We start from the raw sequence: 17,309 nt of genomic DNA, 5'->3' as shown, positions 1-17,309 counted from the left end.
ACCAGTGGGGACCTCGACCTGGCCACCAGTGGGTACTTTTTCATGGCCACGGACACCAATCCCCTGGCCTGGCGATCCTCAGTTCAAAGTGCAAGTTGCTGACAGTCCTGAGGAACTCGAAAAGCTACTTGCAGAACAGATCGAGCGTGGCTACTCAGCACGTATGACAGCTGGGTATTGCTGGAGTTGGAGCAACGCCCGCGACGACGGGTCGCTTGTCAACGACGTCACGATAGATAATTGGTCCCGACCTTGGAATAGCAAGAGTGACAGGCGAGTCGGCGATGCGCCTCCTGCCCCACTCTGGGCGACCGAGGATGGCGGGTTCAACCAAGTCGGATGTGTCTACACCGCCCAGGGATTCGAGTACGACTGGAATGGTGTGATCTTCGGGCCCGACCTGGTTTGGCGCGATGGTCGGTTCACCGTGAAGCGGGAAGCGAACCGAGATCCCGACCTGAAGAACACCAAAAAAATCAGCGACATCCGCGTCGACTTGTTGATCCGGAACATTTACAAGGTACTTCTAACTCGTGGAATGGTCGGCACCATTCTGTACTCCACCGACGCAGAAACAAGGCATGCCCTTCACTCGCTGATCAAAACGAAGTGACTTACATGCTCTGTTCGATTTACGGCTGATTGCAGTAGATCGAAACTACACCGTGCGCGTTTCACCTGACCTCAAAAGCAGTGAACACGACAGGTTCGACGGCGCTGCGCTACGAATACCTGTCGCGACTGCGGACACTCCGAGCCGTCAGGAGCCAAGCAGACACGCGGATTCTTGCCAATGGCTCCAGCCTAAGTGGTAAAGACCGCGGCCGATATGCACGCTCAATCTCTTGACTCCGGACATCGGTCCTCCGTCGGAGCTTTGTACCGAGCGCGGAAATCTTGGGCGACCCATGAATGCGGGACTGAGCCAGTCGCGGAGTTCAAAGCAGGCCAACAATCACATTCAGCACCCTGCTGGCCTCCCTCTCCAACGACTTCAACCCCCGCTTCTCGAGGCTCTCGATGAGCATGCGCTTGAGATTCATCTCCGCCGCCACCTGGGACACCGTGCGTGGCTTCGCCCCGTCTATCCCGTACCGCCGGATCAACACCGACGCCTCCCGGACATCGATGGCCGCCATACACCGCAGAATCCCGTCCAGCTGATCTGGCGTCCCGTACTGCGCCTCCGCCAGAATCTCCTTCACCGTCCGAGTTCGTGCCGTAGTGGCCGTCGTCGCCACCATCTTCGACTGCGGAATCACAATCGGCTCGATCGGCGTCGGGTCCACCGGCGGCTTCGGCAGAATCGGGGCCGACTGAATTAACCAGCTCGCCAACACCGCACCTGCATCGGCAAGATCGACGTCCACAACCTCCTCGGCCACGCCCGTCAACTCATCCAGAAACGCCTCATGCGCACCCAGAGACGGATCCTCGTTCGTCCCCGCCACATACATGATCACGAACGCCGCAGGCCGACCATCAGGCTTCAGCCGCAGAATCCGACCCATCCGCTGAATCATCTGCCGCTTCGACGAACTGCTCGCGATGATCACCCCGACATCCACCGCCGGCACATCGATACCCTCATCCAACACCCGCGGCGCCACCAAAGACGTCAGCTCACCGCTGCGGAACTGCTTCAGAATCCGCGTCCGCCCCACCCGATCCAAATGACTCGAATACTGATGCGCCGCCACTCCACCGGCCTTCAGCACCTCCGCACCCTTCGCCGCGGACTCCTTCGTCTCCGAGAACACGATCGAGCGCTCCGACTTCTTGAGCCCCGGCGTGATCGCTGCCAGCGCCTGCAACTTGCCCTCGCAGTCCGCTAACAACGCCCGCCGTTTGCTGAACGCCGACAGATACCTACTCGCCACCCGACTCGCGGGCCGATGCCGCTCCTTGCTCAGATCCACCGCGTTCTTCATGAACTCACCGAACGGCTCAGCAGCACAGCCATAGTCGTAGATCAACGTGTTTCGCAGCGACTTCACTTTGTCGTCCAAGTCCTGGAACTTCGCCGCCTCGTCCGCGGAGAACGGGACCGCCACCGTCATCACCCGCACCGGCGCCAGGATGCCGTCACGTCTCCCCCGCGCCGCATCGCAGCCCTTGACGAGGTTCTCGAAGTACGGCATCAGATGCGTATCGACACCGTCGTCCTGACGCTCCAACGTCGCCGTCAACCCGAGCCGCTCCTCGAACCGATTGATCAGCACCTTCGCAAACGAACCCGCCCCATAACGATGCACCTCGTCAGCCACGAGCAACGCACCTGTGCGCGGCATCGGCGCACCGGGCCGGATCGCCGACTGAATCGTCGTGATCAACACGTCGTAGAGCCGGAACGTGTCGTTGTGCCCATTCCCACGTCGCCCGATTCGCACACTCGGCAACGCCTTCACCATCGCCGTGTACCACTGCTCGAGCAGATCGATACTCGGCACCACCACCAACACCTGACGACCACGACTCACCGAGTCGAGCGTCGCCGCCAACCCCACGTGTGTCTTCCCGGTGCCGGTGACGGCCTCGACGATCGCCCGATAGCCGGACGACACCCACTTCTCGAACGCCTCTTTCTGCCAGTCCCGCAACCCCTCGGACCGGTTCGCAACCTGCGTCATAGCGTCAACCCCTGCGGCCGCACCCATTCCTCGACACCTTCACGTTTACGTCTGGTCAACTTCTTGAGAGCGACCAGATCCCACAGCAGCTCATCCGCCTTCGTCCGCGACAACCCCGTCACCCGCTGACACCGCTCCACCGTCAACGGAGCATTCGGACGTGCCGCAGCGATAGCAATCTCGCGCGCACCGGCCCACGATGCGACCGGCAAAGCATCCAATTCGGCTTGCAACGAACGGCTTCCGCTGACCACGACCGGCTCGGCAGTTACACCAGCCGACCGCTGCCGACGCGGCACAACATCCGACGTCGGAGAAGGTGGTCTTCTCTTCGACGCTCTCAACGCGTCGTCGCGAGACTTGATCTCCGCCAACGCCTCCTGCACGGCTTCGGGCGTGACCTCGCAGTCCTCCACCGTCTGAGCGACGGAGAACTTGTTGCGCTTCTGCGAATACCGTATGGCCGCAATGAGATCCTCACGCGGCATCGTCCGAACCGGTGTCGGTTCGGCATCGTCGGTGTCGTCGAACTCGTCCACCGCCGCGTCGTCGACGTCGCTGGTCTCATCGGGCTCGTCGACGGTCTCGATGACCTCTGGCAGCGGCGCGAGATCCACCTCGACGGTCCGAGACGGCGCGGGCGCTTCGACGCTGACGAGCTCGACTGCTTCCTCGTCGGGTTCGGCGTCGTCGGGATCACGCACCAACGCGATCGGCGTCCACGTCGACGTTTCCGATCCCTCGACGACCACGGCCACCTCGTCGGGCAGGATGCCGACCGAGTCGAGGAGTTCGGTGATGGTGTCGAGTGCTCGTTCTCGGTCGAGGGCGAAGTCCGACGCCCGGATCCGGTGGAACAGCCAGCCGCAGCGCCGGAGTTCGAACTCGCGCTGCATCCGGTTCAGCAGCTCGTCAGCGTCGACGGCACTGTCGTCGTCGCATTCGATCGCAACCCGGACAGCGGCGCCGGTGACTACCAGGTCGATGGTCATCTCGTTGACATCGACGCGTGGGTTGACGTGGTAGCCGCGCTCACGCAGCGCCAGGAAGACCTGCTGCTCGAACAGTGAACCGAAGTCCGGGTGCGGTGCATCCGGCGAGACGGCGTCGGGCATCGCGGGGACCGGAACCGTCGGCGCAGCTTCGACGTAGGACAGCAGTGACCGTCGTAGATCGGTGGCCGCCAAGCTGTCGGCCGTGACGGAGTGGAACAGCCACAGCTGATCTCGGGCACGAGTCGCGGCGACATTGAACCGTCGCTTGAACATGTCCGTCGTCAGCGCCTTCGACGACGAGCCAGGTGCGATGACCATCGACAGGAACATCACGTCACGTTCGTCGCCCTGGAAGTCCGGCGGTGTTCCGACGCGGATGCGTCGCTCGTCGATCTGCTCGGACGGGATGCGCTCGAAGATCAGCGACCGGATCAGGTCAGCATGAGCTGCGCCTTGGAGGACGACGACGCCGAAGGTTTTGTCCTCGTAGTCGGGTTCGGCGAGGCAGAGCGCTAGCTGGTCGACGAGTGCGTTTGCCTCGGCTGCGTTGCTCAGTCGTGTGCTCGAACCGGAAGTGCTCGCATCCTCGACGAACGTACTGCGCAGCGGTGCAAGCCGATCCGCCCCGAACTGTCGGACGGGTACCAACGGCTGCTCGTTGTAGAACTGCGTCGACGACCATTGAATGATCTCCGGCATGGACCGGTAGTGCTCGCGTAGTCGCACGGCATCGCCGAATCGGGTGCGCAGCATCGAGAACAGACTCGACCGCGGGGTCAGCGTCATCCGGGTTGTGACAGGCACGTCCGGAAGGAAGTAGTCGAGGCGCTCGATGACGGATTCCAGAGTGTAGTTCTGGATCGACGCCGGCGCGCACTGCTTGTCATCACCGACGACGATGACGCGCGGCGCCAACCACATCAGGAACATACTGGTGATCTCGGCCTGGCTTGCTTCGTCGACGATGACGACGTCGAACGCGTTCTGCTGCGGCGGAATCGACGACAGAACCTGCGCGATCGGCATGACCCATGCGGGCACGACGGTCTGCGCATCCTGCATCGCCGCTCGGGCTGCGACTCGGTACCTTTGCGCGAGGCTGCTGGTGCCGAGGCCTGCGTTGGACATGTTCTCCTGATACGCCCGCAGCGCAGTAACCTCACGGCTCGTCATGCGTTGCAGGCATTCCTGCCACGCCTGCTCAGCTGCAAGTTGTGCCGTCAGAGAGGAGATTTCGTCGTCGAGAGCATCGAGTTCGGCGTCGAGATTGTCGTTCTGGTCGGGCAGTTGGGCGGCCTCGATCGACTGCTTGGTCCAGCGCCAGGCCCAGGCCCGAGTGAAGGTGGGTGCGAGCGCGGTCCAGTCGGTAGTCATGTCCTCGGACAGGGCACGGGCGAGGGTGGGAGCGTGTTCGGCCAAGGCGTCGAGCAGATCGGTGTTCTTGTTCTGTGGCTGGACGTAGCTGACGAGCCGCTCGTAGCCGTCGATGTCGCCGGTTCTGACTGCGTCGGCGAGACCGTCGGGCACTGTCGGATCGGAGGAGAGCCGCTCTGCCAGGGTGGTCAGCTCGTCGCGTGCGGTGGATGCGTCGGAGCCACCGCTCAGCGCGGTGATGTCGTCGGCGAGAGCGACCGCCTCGGCGAGCGTCGTGACCGGCGGTAAGGATGGAACGACAGCACCGAGGGCGCCGATGAGTTCGTCACGTGCCGTTGCAATGCTGCCTGTCGCGAGCACCTGGTTCCATACGGTGTGGAGGGTGTTGACCTGCTGTTCGCGGGAGTCGGCGGGATCGATGGGCAGCTCGATACCGATGCTGCGCAACAGGTGTGCGGCATCGTCGACGGCCACGAGGGCGCGGAGGTGGTTGGTGACGAGCCGGAGTTCAGTGGCCTGGGTCGCGTCGGTGCCATCGACGGTTGCTCGTGCATCGAGCCCATCAACGGCCACCTGCTCACTGGACGTGCGCGTCGCGTCGAAGGAGCCGCTCTCGTAGAGCCTCGCAAGTGCGTCGAACGCGTTGAGTGCCTGCCGCGTGGCGACCTGCGTCGTCAAGTGATGGGACCCCACTGCGGCATTGGAACTGACGGCGACCGACAGCATCGCGGAGACGGTCTGCGCGCGGGACCACAACGTGCCCAGCGCGCCGGACAGAATCCCGTCGGCCAGGGCTGCATAGTCCGGACCGAGGGACTCGATGGCTCGTGCCCGGTCGGTGAGGGCTTGCGCCGACGGCAGAATGTACTGCAGCTGAATCGGATCGATGTCGTCGAACATCGATCCCGAGGCAGTTCCGGCGCGGGCGAACAGCGATCGGATCTCCTCGGCCGTCGGGAGTCTCGGTTCTTGGCTCTCCGTGAACAGCGAGGCAAAGACTGCGTTGTCGACGGGTACAGCCTCAGTGTGCAGCGGGCCGGGGATCCAGCCGAGTTCGCTCTGCTGGGAGTTGAGCGTGGCGACGATCGACGCGAGGGTTCCTGAATACGTCGGCGAGAACGTGCGGATCTCTGCTTCCGAGGATCGAGCGAGGCCGATCTGCTTGGTGAGCTTGTAGCGACGTTCTTTGGTGCCCATCCGCTTGGCCGCGAGGGAGCGGATCTTGCGGGCTGATTCGGTGGCGTCGAACGCGGCCTTGCGCGTGGCGATGGTCGAGACGCTCTCGTCGAGCTCGGCCGATCCCCCACGCGCCATGTCGGTGACGGAGACGCAGAGGTCCTGTAGTTCGGCGGGCAGTTTGTCCTTGAGGACGCGCAACGCCTGGGCTTTCTCGCTGGTGACGAGGATGCGCTGGCCCTGAGCCATCAACGCGGACATCAGGTTTGCGATGGTGTGGGTTTTGCCGGTGCCGGGTGGGCCTTCGACGACGACGCCGGTGTCGTTCATGACGCGGTTGTAGATGCCGGCCTGGGCGCGGTTGGCGGGCAGCGGGAAGAGCGGTTCGGCGCTGGGGGTGTCGCTGACGTGGGATTCGAGCCAGTCGCGGCGGGTGTTGTCTTCGTGGGTCTCGACGAGTTGCGAGAGCCCGACGGGCACGGGTGCCCCCGCGTCCAGCGCTGCGAGCATTGCCTCGTAGTACGACGCGAGGGCGTAGGAGCCTCGCTTGCGCAGGACGAGGGCCGGCGACATCCGCAGGGTGTCGGCGGTGGAGCTGACGGGCTTGTCGTGGTCGGCGATGACGGTCAACGGCTGCTTCAGCGCCGCGGTGGCCCACTGGCCGAGGAGCCGCGGGATGTCGGCGGACAGCGAGGACGAGACCAGTTCGGACAGGCTCCGGTGCAGGGACTTCGAGCCGGCACGGTCGAAGCCGGGCAGGTCGAACAGGATCTGTACATCTTCGAGGCGCGGACTGCTGGCGGGTGCGACGGTGACGAGGAGGTCGCCGGTGGAGTCCTCGCGGCTGATGCTGGCCTGCTGCGTGATGAGGTGCGTCGCAACCCGTTGGTCGCCGATGGTGGCGTCGAGGTAGCCGGAGGCGATGACGAGTTCGAGAGACTCGGGCTGGGTGCCGAGGTCGTGGAGCATGAGGTCGACGGATCGGAAGAGTTCGGCGAAGGGCCGGCGTTCGCGGTCGTCGAGTGACCAGGTGGTCCATTCCTGGAGCCAGTCGTGGGCCTCGGCGGGTGCTTGTTTTGCGACGGTAGGTGGGGTGGCGCTCTCGTCTATGTGCTTCTCGAGCTCTGCAGGAAGGCCAGGAGGCTGCTCGATGCTGGTGCGTGGGATGCGAACCGCCACGTCACCGGGTGCGACGTCGGTGTTGACGTCGAGGGGTCGGGCGTCGTCGAAGAGCCACTCGACGCGGGCATCGGTGCCGTACTGGCGAATCGGCTTCGACTGGGCGCCGACCGTTTCGCGCAAGAACTCGAGCAGGCGCCTTACGCGTCCCCGGAGCTCACTGTCATCTGTAGCCGACATCGAATCCTCACATTTCGAACTAACTCGATCAGGGCTCAACCTATAGGGAGTGGGTGACAGGGTTCGTGAGCGCGCAGTCTCGTCGAGACCACGGGTCAACTTGCCGGCGGAGTACGAATGTGGCCCCATCTGCGCCGTTCGTGAATCGACCCGGTCAAATCCTGGGAACAGGCGGGCAGAGGGCTCGCAGAATTCATTCGTTCGAATGACCATGGCAGCCGCCATCAGCCGAGGCCACCAAGCCCCTTGGGGTACTGTCCGACAAACGGCCGGATATGACGCGGCCATGGGGCTGGGGGGCTCATGTCTAGAGAACTACGCGTAGATCCTGACGCTGTTCGAACACTGGCTGATCACTTCAGTGCTGTCACAACTGAAATTGCAACCATGAGCGCCGTCGGCCACCTCACGCCGGCGACAGATGCTCTACCAGGATCGCACTGCGGCCCAGCCCTAGCTACCGCAGCCGAGGCTCTCGATGCAGCTCTGACGGTAGTGGTCACAGAATTGCACGAGCTATCGGCCGCGATCAGTGCGAGCGCCGTCGACTACCGAACGTCTGAAATGACATCCTCGGTCTTGCTTGCCGCTTCGGAGCGTCCGATATGACCCCAACCCGACCTCAGCTGAACGAGTGGCAGTTGTGGACCTCCAGAGACTCGGGCACGCAGTTGGACAAGGCAATGGACCGGTTGGGCGAACTGCTCAGCGGGCTCCTGCGCGACATCGACGGCATGGATCTCAACGGCTCTTGGACTGGCTATGCCCAAAGGGCTGCCTTTGATCGGGCTGTCCGAGTTTGCGACAACGCGAACCGCATGCGCGATATCGGCGGACGACTGGCCACAGCTGCTCGCGCCGCTGCGAATGAACTTGAATTTCCTCGTGACCAAGTGCTCCAACTTGCGAGCGGTGCAGGCTCCGATGGGTTCTCCGTGTCCGATGACTGGCAAGTGGTGTTGTCCGAAGACTCGTCTTCCTTTGGCGATCCCGAGTCTTCGGTCAGCGCAGCTGATCTGTATCGGTGGCAAGAACAGATCACCCAGGCCTACAACGAGTTCACGGATATCGACCGCCGCATTGCGCAGCGGGTAGCAGAGATGGCTTCAGAATTGCCGACCCCAGCCGACACAAGCTCTCCAGGCGTACCAAGTCCGAAGCCTGCACCACCGTCCGACGGCGGCCAGGGACCGCACGGTTCTCAACCGACGTACAGCCGAGGCGACGACCTTCTGTTCAGCGAGCTAGTGAAGAAAGCCGCTGATGCCGCCGAACTCAGTGGTTGGACGCATGCCGCCAAGAACCTGCGGCATTACCTCGACAACTCGGGTGTTGAATCAAGGGTCGATCCTGACGAGATCCAGCGTGACGTGCCAAAGGTTCAGCAGACGACCAACGAACTAGTCAGCGCAGAAGTCAACCGCATTTCCACCCACGCAGCCTCAGATGGCACCTACGGGGTTCCAGTTCCATTTCAGTCCGACTGGACAGGTGTGTACATCGGACCAGAAGACAGCAAGGACTGGTTCTACGCCATGGGAGGCATCGAGCAGTCAGTGACCGGAATCGCCACTGTGTATCCGCCCAGTACACCGGGCGCAGAGCCAACAGTGACTGTCGACTACCAAACCCATGTCTTCGATCGCTACAACTGGGACGGCACGAAGACGACTACGTTCGACATACCTGGCACGGATGGAGTGACCATCAGCGACGAACGAATGGGTAGCCTGCACAACGCAGGCTTGGCGCAGGAATTCGATATCTCCGGGTCTGGAAGCACATTCCATTACGACGGACCGGTTGTCCCCAACAACAGCACTCTGGATCTACCGTCTGCACCGGACAGTCGGAATGGCCAACGATCAGATCCGGAACGATAGAACACGATGAAACATGCGAACATCCGCGCACGTCGACTGCTGGTTGCGTTGTTACTCATCGCCGCCACTACGGGGTGCACAACGCGAAGTGACGCCACGGATCGCACCGTCAGTGTCCGTGAATCAGCGTCGCCGGCGGACGTCATGTCGGAAGCAACGTCTTTCGGCGGAATCACGCTCGCTCCGGACGACGTCGTTCTGGATGCCCGGACTGAGGCCTCTCTCGACACGCGGTTCGAATTAGCGATCGAAACTGACCCAGACGGTTTCGCAGCGCTGTTGGATCATTCGGAGTTCGACGCACCGCTGATTGCTGCTTCGGCACCGTTCGACGAGGTAATTGCCGGACCGGACCTCGCGTCGTCGCCCTCGGTGCTCAAAGCGCAGGACCGCTTCCTCAATTCCGAGAACGAACGCGTGATTCGCAATATTGTGGTCGACGAGCGCGACGACCAGACCCGTTACGTGCATATCGAGTTATTCACCACCTGAGAACATGGGGGTTACATCACGCGGAAGGCCAATTCGCGTATCAAACCCTGTACCCGGCGGTCACCCCGCGACGAAAACCTCCTTCTGGTGCCAGGTCAAGTACGAAACATGTCGGCGCACAGAACTTTCCGCTAGGATCAGTCGCTCGTGGTCACCGGGACTCCCCTTGTCGATCCGTTCGGTTCCCCAACCAGACCCCACAGTCCCATATCGCACCGACAACCGCCGGGACTCAGATCAAACGTGGGCGACCGCGCGTCGTTTGCAGCAGGTGGATCTACTATGCGGTACCGCCTGGTCGCCTTGCCGTGCCCTCAACGAACTCGAACCGCTCTGATCGTGCGGTGCTGGAACGACCCGGTGAGAGCCTCGGCGACCTGCTCCCATTGCGCGGCAATAGAATAGCGATCGGTGAGCACGAAGACCATCTTGATCGGCCGCAGGGGTCCCTGGACCCATTCCTACTGAACGGCTTTCAGAGCCAACGCTTCGAGGTCGTCCGGTCCGAGCCCCGGCCACCCGTGAAGCACGTCGAGCCACTCCTCGGGGACTGCAGAGGCACCCCACCTCGCCCCCAATAGTCCGCCAGCGATAGCAGCGGTTGTATCGGTGTCGTTGCCAGCACGCACGCACTGCACCAGAGCCTCACGCAGATGATCAGGACTGGAGTCGTCAGTCGTCGAGATTGCCCACCACGCCGTTTGCAAAGCGTGGACCACCCACCCGTTCTTGGCGAAGTCCGAGGGGCTGCCCGCCTCCGCAACGTCGAGAATCCTCGTCCAATAGTCACGTTGTTCACCGTCGACGCCGCTGAGGTACATCCGCACCCCGTCGAACGACCCGAACAGCACAGCATGACGAATCGCGTAGGACCACAGTTGGCACGCTTGTCCTGCACGAAGATCCGAATGGGTCAGGTCACTGACAGCAAGCGCGGCAGCGACACACGCCTGCTCATCATCGAGGTGGGCAAGTGCGACAGGGGAGGTTCGCATCAGAGAACCGTTCCCTCCCGTCAACCCCACGACCCCTTTGGCCGCAGCGGCCATATCAGCCGCCGAAGTGGGATTGGCGGACAGAACCGTCCTCGTTTGATTCCCGATGTCTTTCGGCTCCGAAGCGAACCAGCGCATGAATCCGGCAGCCACCGAGTCCAGGCCAGACTCAGAGCGCAAATCTTCTCGAGCCGCCGCCGCGTCCGCCACCGCAATCGACATCGAGGTGTCGTCGGTCCACTCCCCTGGCTCGAACCCGAAAGGGCCTCCGCCGATCATGCCAATCACAGCGTCGGGTGCAGGAATAGAAAATTCATAGCCCGCACCCAGCGCATCGCCTGCGGCTGAAGCGATGATTGTCCCCACCGCTCGGTCAAGCTGTTCAGCAGTGCGCTCGCGTGTCATGCGCAGAGGCTATATGACACGACCGACTCAAATCCTCTGCTGCACCTGCGTACGTCCCGATCCCGCGTCGCAGGGTAAACGGCCATGAGTCGCAGCCGAGAACTAGACTCCCTGACCATGAGCGATCAGTGCCTTTTCTGCGGCATCGTTGGCGGCGACGTCCCGAGCGTGAAAGTGGCCGAGGACGATACGACGTACGCCTTCATGGACATCAACCCCGCCTCGGACGGTCACATACTGGTCATTCCCAAGCGGCACAGTATAGATCTGTTCGAGATCCCGGCCGACGACCTGGCCGCAGTCACCCTGGCAGCGCAGCGGATCGCCAAGGCAGCGGTGTCGGAGTTCGGCGCAGACGGAGTGAACCTGCTCAACTGCTGTGGCGCCGACGCATGGCAGACAGTGTTCCACTTCCACCTGCACGTGATTCCGCGATACGTCGACAAGACCAAGGACCGATTGGTGCTGCCCTGGCAACCGGGAACCCCAGGCGACGCGGAGGCGATCGCCACTCTGGGCAATCGGCTGTTCACCGCCCTGGACGGTTGACATTTCGCTAACCCGGATTGACACCGACGTGTCAATATAACTGCTGCAGAGAACCTCTCGTCGGACATCGACTCGTGATGTCGGCTCACGCACCCGCAGAGTTCATGGTCAGCCGCCTCACTGAAATCCCGTCTGACCTCCAGAAAGGCCAAGAACACGCTGACTGGGGAATGTTCCTGCACCCTTCGCAAATCCGTCGTCGGCGTGACACCACCAGCACGGGGCATGGAGCCCAACTACTTTCCAAACCACGGTTGACAGTACAGATAAGCAGTTCAATGAAGCACAAGCGCGAAACAGCGGACTCGCCCCTCTGCGCAGGCCACCTGCCCTACACTGTTATGCACCGGCAAGCACGACGAGGGCGGCGCGTGTGTTCAGCCAGTGGGTTCGACTGGATCGATGGCACCATCAATCGCCCCTGATCGACGGAGACCAGCATGAACTTCGCATCACGGCTTCTCTCGGTGGTCGCTGCAGCCGCCGCCGTATCCCTGGTTGCATCCGGCTGCTCGCAAACGGAGGAACCTGCGTCTGCGCCGTCGACCTCGCAGACCATCGAGGCGTCCGAAACCGAGGCGTTTCAGACTGTGCTCGACGATTCCCGAGCGGCAGCGGGCTTCCCCGGCGTCATCGCGATGGTGGCGACGCCAGCCGGAACATGGACGGGGACTTCTGGAACCGTCGGCACGGGTCGATCGGAGACTCCGACATCATCCGATCTGACCCGCATCGGTTCGCTCACCAAGACCATGACCGCGACCGTCCTGCTTCAGTTGGTCGAGGAGGACAAGCTCTCGCTCGACGAAACAATCGGCACGTACGTGCCCGGCGTTCCGAACGGTGACACAGCCACGCTGCTACAGCTCGCCGACATGACGAGTGGCATTCCCAGCTACACCGCTTCCGACGCGGTCGTCAACAAGTACTTCGCTGACCCCGAATACGCCTGGTCGCCGCAGGAACTCGTCGATGCCGTCAAGCCGCTACCCCCGGACTTCGCTCCTGGTGATGGGTGGGCCTACTCGAACACCAATTACGTCCTGTTGGGCATGGTCATCGAGCAAGTTCTCGACCAGCCCATCGACGCGGTGTTCGAGGAGCGTCTGTTCGAACCGCTTGGCATGTCCGCCACATCCTTTCCGGGCGGGTCCACCGAGATCGGAGATCCTCACCTGGATGGATCCACCGATCAAAACCAGCCGCCCGGGCAGAGTGTCGATTCGACGAACTGGAATCCGTCGTTCGCATTCACCGCTGGCGCCGTCATCTCGTCCCTGGACGACCTGACGAAATGGGCTCACGCCCTGTTCACCGGCGAAGGCGTTCTCGATGCAGCAACTCAGCAGCTTCGTCGAGACTCCATCATCCACGACATTCCCCCGATGACCGCGACGGTCGGGTACGGCATCGGGATCGGGGATCGCAACGGATGGTGGGGCCACGACGGTGACATCCCCGGATACAACAGCAACCTGTCCCACAACTACGACCTCGACACGACCGTCATCGTTCTGACCAACAGCGACAACACTTTCAAGGTCGACGGCAAGGACCAGTTCCCCGCTCCAGCAGTTGCGGAGGGCCTGCAAACAGCCGTGAGTTGAGTCGGTGGACTACTGAGCTTCGAGCTCTACTGCTCTCGTCACACCAAATCCAGAGAATTCGATCGCATCGAGTACCGCCGAGATACCTGCCGCATGCCGGAATCAGTTCGCGCACGAGGCACGCGGTAACAAGGTCCGAGCCCCTGTCGATCTCATACCTACTGGGCCGGGGCCCTCGACGATCGGAGCACGAATGCTGCAGAAGATTCTCGCCGCCTCTGCCGTGGCGGTAGGTGCGACGGCGTTGGCCGCCACACCTGCCTCCGCCGAGGGGATTTATGATTCTCCATTCACCTCGAACTCGACCGAGTACTACGTAAGCGCGTTCGATCCGGCAGCCTATGGATCACGAGGTGACGCCCCAATCATCATCAGCCCGTTCGGAACCAATCAGCCGATCTACTGCTGGAGCTTTCACGGTCAGGGCTACTGCTGGCAGACAGATCCCAGCGGAACCGATCACAACTTGGAGTCGGTCGTGATCCCAACCGGTTCGTCAGAGGATAGCTTCCGGTCGATCTCGATCTACAACCCGTTCTGATCGGGTCACCCCTTCAGTTGTCCCACTCGTACCGCGATGCGGTTCAGTGCCGAGTCCGACAACTGGAAGGACAGATCACCCACCCCAGCAGTCAGGAACATCTCCATCGAGTCCAGGTCGACATTCCGATACATGATTTCTTGGGCGATCGCGTCGACACTCAATGTGAAGTACTCGAGACCGCCGGGACTCAGATTTGAGTTTGCGAACTCGGTCGCGCCAACGTCGCAGGCGCTGGTAGCTCGCAACCGAATCGAATGCTGCAGTGACACCGACCGTCGTCGACACGTACGTCATCGACTTGTCCGGAGCAAACCCCAAGTCGGTGCCCACGCCGACGGCATCGATGTTGGATCCGAGGAACACGAAGTCCCATTGATAGTCCCGCTCTTGCTGCCCGATCAGTTGGCGGACAGCAGCATTGTCCATTCCTGACTCGCGTTCTCGTGCCCGTCGGTCATCGCGAGAACGGTGACGGAATCGGGACGCCCGTCCTCGGGCTGCGCCGAAAGCTCAGCGCCGATGTCGGTTATGAGCCGGCCAATCGCGTCGTAAAGAGCAGTTGTCCCACGTGGTTGTAGCACCAGCGGCGGTACCGTACCGATGGGCTGCGCGCTGTAGACCAGCTCGTACTGATCGTCGAACTGCGCGAAGGTGACGACGGTATCTCCGTCCTGCTCGCGCTTTTTGGCAATGAACGAATCGAACCCGCCCCGGGTGTCGTCCGCAATCGAGTGCATGGAGCCAGGCCGGTCGAGCAGAGCCGGATCGTGGTGCGGATGACCGGACGCGCCAGGCGTCGGCGTGTCCTTGATGGCGACCTTTCTGTGGGCAGCCAAGGCCTCGGTGGACGGCGGTCACGCGCAGTTGATCGACCAATACGGTGTATCCACCTTGATCCACGAAGGGTGGCTAGTGCAGCGATGGAGCGCCCGAGTCCGCGAAGCACGTGGCGGTAGCCATACCGCGTTGACTTTGTTCTGATGAATGCCTCCGGTGATCTGAACTCGTCGAAATAGCCGGGTCCCGCTGATCGATGTGTTCCGAGGCGCGTCAACGCTGCGATAAGAACGGTGGGTTCGCATCGACGATGGTTGAATGCTGACCGTGACCGACGCACTCGTCCTGGCCCGTGGAGCGAACGCTCCCCTGAATACGACAGCGTTCGAGGTCTCCGTAGCGGGCGCCGACGGCGTCGACCTCCTCGCCTTCCAGGTGAACGACGCGCGGACAGTGCGCACCGACGCCGACTTCGTATTCTTCAACCAACCCGCCTCCCCCGAAGGCGCCATCACGCTGACTTCGTCGTCGACGCTGTCGGTGGATTTAACGCGGGTTCCCGATGGCATCGAGACCATCGTCGTCGCCGTCGCGTCGGAGTCCCGGACGTTGTCCGAGTTTCCGAACCTGGCCGCATCGATCCCCGTTGCCGGAATCGAAGGACCGGCAACTGGTTTGACGACGGAGACCGCGGCCGTACTCATCGAAATCTATCGGCGTGCCGGCCAGTGGAAGGTACGCAACGTCAGCGCCGGCTGGGATCGTGGATTCGCTGATCTGGTACGCGAACATGGAGTGACCGTCGATGACGAACCTGCCGTGCGATCAGTGGCGGGCGAGGAAAAGCTGTCGATGGTCAAACGCGAGAAGCTCGATATGCGCAAGACGCAGGTGCACAAGGTTCTGCTGACCAAGAACGCCGTCGGACTCCGCGCCCGCGTCATACTCGTCATCGACAAGACCGGCTCGATGAAGAAGCAGTACGCGACTGGCGTCGTGCATCGCGTCGTAGAGCGAATGGTTGCTGTCGCAACTCAGATCGACGACGACGGACAACTGGAGCCCTACCTTTACGCGCGGCTATTCGTCGCCTTGCCGGACATCACCGTTGTCGACAGCGAGCAGTGGTCCACGACCTACCTCCACCTGACCGGCACCCACGGCGGCGTCGACTACACGCCGATCGGCAACTCGAACGACGAACTGCCGATCATGAATCACATTCTGTCGAACGTGGATTCGCGTCAGCCCACGTTGGTCTTCTTCTTCACCGATGGGGGCTTCAAGAATCGTGGTCCGATAGCCACCTTCATGCGCATGGCCGCGAAGGCGCCGATCTTCTGGCAGTTCGTCGGCATAGGACAAGCGAACTACGGGGTTCTGGAGAGGCTCGACACGATGGACGGCCGCGTGGTCGACAACGCCGGATTCTTCGCGCTCGACGACATCGACGCGATCTCCGATGCCGACCTCTACGAGCGAATTCTCTCCGAGTTCCCGGACTGGGTTCGGGCTGCACGGGAAGCCGGCATCATCGACTGACTCCCCCGCCGGACATGCCGGACACAACCGGAAGTATGACCGCTACGCTGACCGAAATCGCTCGTAGCTGATGCTCAACAGATCCCGATCCGGCCGCTGAGCCCTGACCGACGGCAGCACCATCAGCTTCTGATCGTGACGTTCCTTGAGGCCGTACTGCAGCATCGGGCCATCGATTTCGTCGAGCAGATCGGCCCGGATCTTGACGATGTAATCCGGGGACACCCCCAAAATGTGGGCGTCGTAGGCAGCGTGATGGATTTTGCACATCGCCAAACCATTACGCACCGTGGGGATTCCAGCTTCATCGGAGTCCGGAACGATGTGTGCGGCATCGAGCAATTGGCCGTGCGCGAGAGAGCAGACAGCGCACCGCGTCTCGTACGCGCGCATGACGGTCGCCCGGAACACCGGCTGATGCAGGCGACGCTTGCTCTCAGCCATCACGTAGCGTCGAAGTTGACTCTCTGCAGGAGAAGTGACGTCGACGAGTCCCCTGATCGCACCGGGAATGATGACGAACTGAAGCCGCTCCGGTTCCTCCGCAAGCAGGTACACCGGAAAGATCGGTTGATACATGGCTACACCGACACCGAAGAACCAGATCAGCGGCAGCTCCAACTCCATCGCAGACCGCAACGCGCGGTTCTCTGGATGATCGAGATCTTCCCCTCGCCACTTGTAGCGCAGGAGGCCGTCGTCGCCCATCTCATCCTCGTACGGACGCTTGGCGCCATCTGGGCGATATACCGTCCGAATGGACAACGCCGCCGCCAACTCCTTGGGCTTCCGGATGCCGCGCTGAGGATCCATCAGGCGAAACGGCTCACCGTCGAAACGGAAATCGAGCAGATCATTCGAGCTGATCGACTCCAAACCGTCGTTGGTTCGGATCTTCAGCCAGTCCATCGCGGCGTCGCGCAGCCGAGTATCGAGATCACTGGCCACGCGACACCGCACCACTCATGGTCGGTATTGTGC

Annotated in this window: 14 protein-coding genes; 8 read left to right on the top strand and 6 right to left on the bottom strand. The window is 62.0% G+C overall.

Annotation, left to right across the window (positions count from 1 at the left end):
* Window positions 1-613, top strand: a 613-nt coding sequence (locus ACODSO_RS15900; protein WP_489037703.1) for a DNA/RNA helicase domain-containing protein, incomplete at its 5' end; no start/stop codon positions are given.
* A 325-nt stretch (window positions 614-938) separates the two neighbouring features.
* Here the strand turns inward: ACODSO_RS15900 and ACODSO_RS15895 are convergent.
* Entirely contained in the window at window positions 939-2,630 is a 1,692-nt protein-coding gene (locus tag ACODSO_RS15895) for a DEAD/DEAH box helicase (RefSeq protein ID WP_489037702.1), read from the bottom strand.
* Window positions 2,627-7,534, bottom strand: a complete 4,908-nt coding sequence (locus tag ACODSO_RS15890; protein WP_489037701.1) for an AAA domain-containing protein — start codon at window positions 7,532-7,534, stop codon at window positions 2,627-2,629. The genes ACODSO_RS15895 and ACODSO_RS15890 overlap by 4 nt, the downstream gene beginning before the upstream one ends.
* 303 nt (window positions 7,535-7,837) lie before the next feature.
* Here ACODSO_RS15890 and ACODSO_RS15885 point away from each other — a divergent pair, with 303 nt between their 5' ends.
* Genes ACODSO_RS15885 through ACODSO_RS15875 form a run of 3 tightly spaced genes read left to right on the top strand, consistent with a single transcriptional unit; the run spans window position 7,838 to window position 9,909 of the window.
* Window positions 7,838-8,143: a DUF7162 family protein gene (locus tag ACODSO_RS15885; protein WP_231912526.1), complete on the top strand. Its 306-nt coding sequence runs from the start codon at window positions 7,838-7,840 to the stop codon at window positions 8,141-8,143.
* Entirely contained in the window at window positions 8,140-9,417 is a 1,278-nt protein-coding gene (locus tag ACODSO_RS15880; protein WP_489037699.1) for a hypothetical protein, read from the top strand. The genes ACODSO_RS15885 and ACODSO_RS15880 overlap by 4 nt, the downstream gene beginning before the upstream one ends.
* A gap of 6 nt (window positions 9,418-9,423) precedes the next feature.
* Entirely contained in the window at window positions 9,424-9,909 is a 486-nt protein-coding gene (locus tag ACODSO_RS15875; RefSeq protein WP_489037697.1) for a hypothetical protein, read from the top strand.
* A 461-nt stretch (window positions 9,910-10,370) separates the two neighbouring features.
* Here ACODSO_RS15875 and ACODSO_RS15870 read toward each other — a convergent pair whose 3' ends face one another.
* Entirely contained in the window at window positions 10,371-11,309 is a 939-nt protein-coding gene (locus ACODSO_RS15870; protein WP_489037695.1) for an ADP-ribosylglycohydrolase family protein, read from the bottom strand.
* A gap of 117 nt (window positions 11,310-11,426) precedes the next feature.
* Here ACODSO_RS15870 and ACODSO_RS15865 point away from each other — a divergent pair, with 117 nt between their 5' ends.
* From ACODSO_RS15865 to ACODSO_RS15855, 3 genes are all read left to right on the top strand, one after another.
* On the top strand, window positions 11,427-11,858 hold the full coding sequence (locus ACODSO_RS15865; RefSeq protein WP_489037693.1) for an HIT family protein: 432 nt from the start codon (window positions 11,427-11,429) through the stop codon (window positions 11,856-11,858).
* 440 nt (window positions 11,859-12,298) lie between these two features.
* Entirely contained in the window at window positions 12,299-13,465 is a 1,167-nt protein-coding gene (locus tag ACODSO_RS15860; RefSeq protein ID WP_489037692.1) for a serine hydrolase domain-containing protein, read from the top strand.
* A gap of 193 nt (window positions 13,466-13,658) precedes the next feature.
* Window positions 13,659-14,006, top strand: coding sequence for a hypothetical protein (locus tag ACODSO_RS15855; RefSeq protein WP_489037690.1), 348 nt, complete (start codon window positions 13,659-13,661; stop codon window positions 14,004-14,006).
* A gap of 5 nt (window positions 14,007-14,011) precedes the next feature.
* On the opposite strand, the gene ACODSO_RS15850 is transcribed toward ACODSO_RS15855, so the two are convergent.
* On the bottom strand, window positions 14,012-14,170 hold the full coding sequence (locus ACODSO_RS15850) for a hypothetical protein (RefSeq protein ID WP_489037688.1): 159 nt from the start codon (window positions 14,168-14,170) through the stop codon (window positions 14,012-14,014).
* A gap of 237 nt (window positions 14,171-14,407) precedes the next feature.
* On the bottom strand, window positions 14,408-14,845 hold the full coding sequence (locus ACODSO_RS15845; RefSeq protein WP_489037686.1) for a hypothetical protein: 438 nt from the start codon (window positions 14,843-14,845) through the stop codon (window positions 14,408-14,410).
* 259 nt (window positions 14,846-15,104) lie between these two features.
* Here ACODSO_RS15845 and ACODSO_RS15840 point away from each other — a divergent pair, with 259 nt between their 5' ends.
* Window positions 15,105-16,328, top strand: coding sequence for a VWA domain-containing protein (locus ACODSO_RS15840; protein WP_489037684.1), 1,224 nt, complete (start codon window positions 15,105-15,107; stop codon window positions 16,326-16,328).
* A gap of 42 nt (window positions 16,329-16,370) precedes the next feature.
* On the opposite strand, the gene ACODSO_RS15835 is transcribed toward ACODSO_RS15840, so the two are convergent.
* Window positions 16,371-17,276 (bottom strand): HNH endonuclease, encoded by a 906-nt coding sequence (locus tag ACODSO_RS15835; protein WP_489037682.1) that lies wholly within the window; start codon window positions 17,274-17,276, stop codon window positions 16,371-16,373.
* Window positions 17,277-17,309: the final 33 nt, after the last annotated feature.

This window comes from Rhodococcus sp. FG69 (assembly GCF_057808915.1).
Note: the sequence above shows the minus strand (reverse complement) of the source record. Positions and strands in the feature narration are given on the sequence as shown.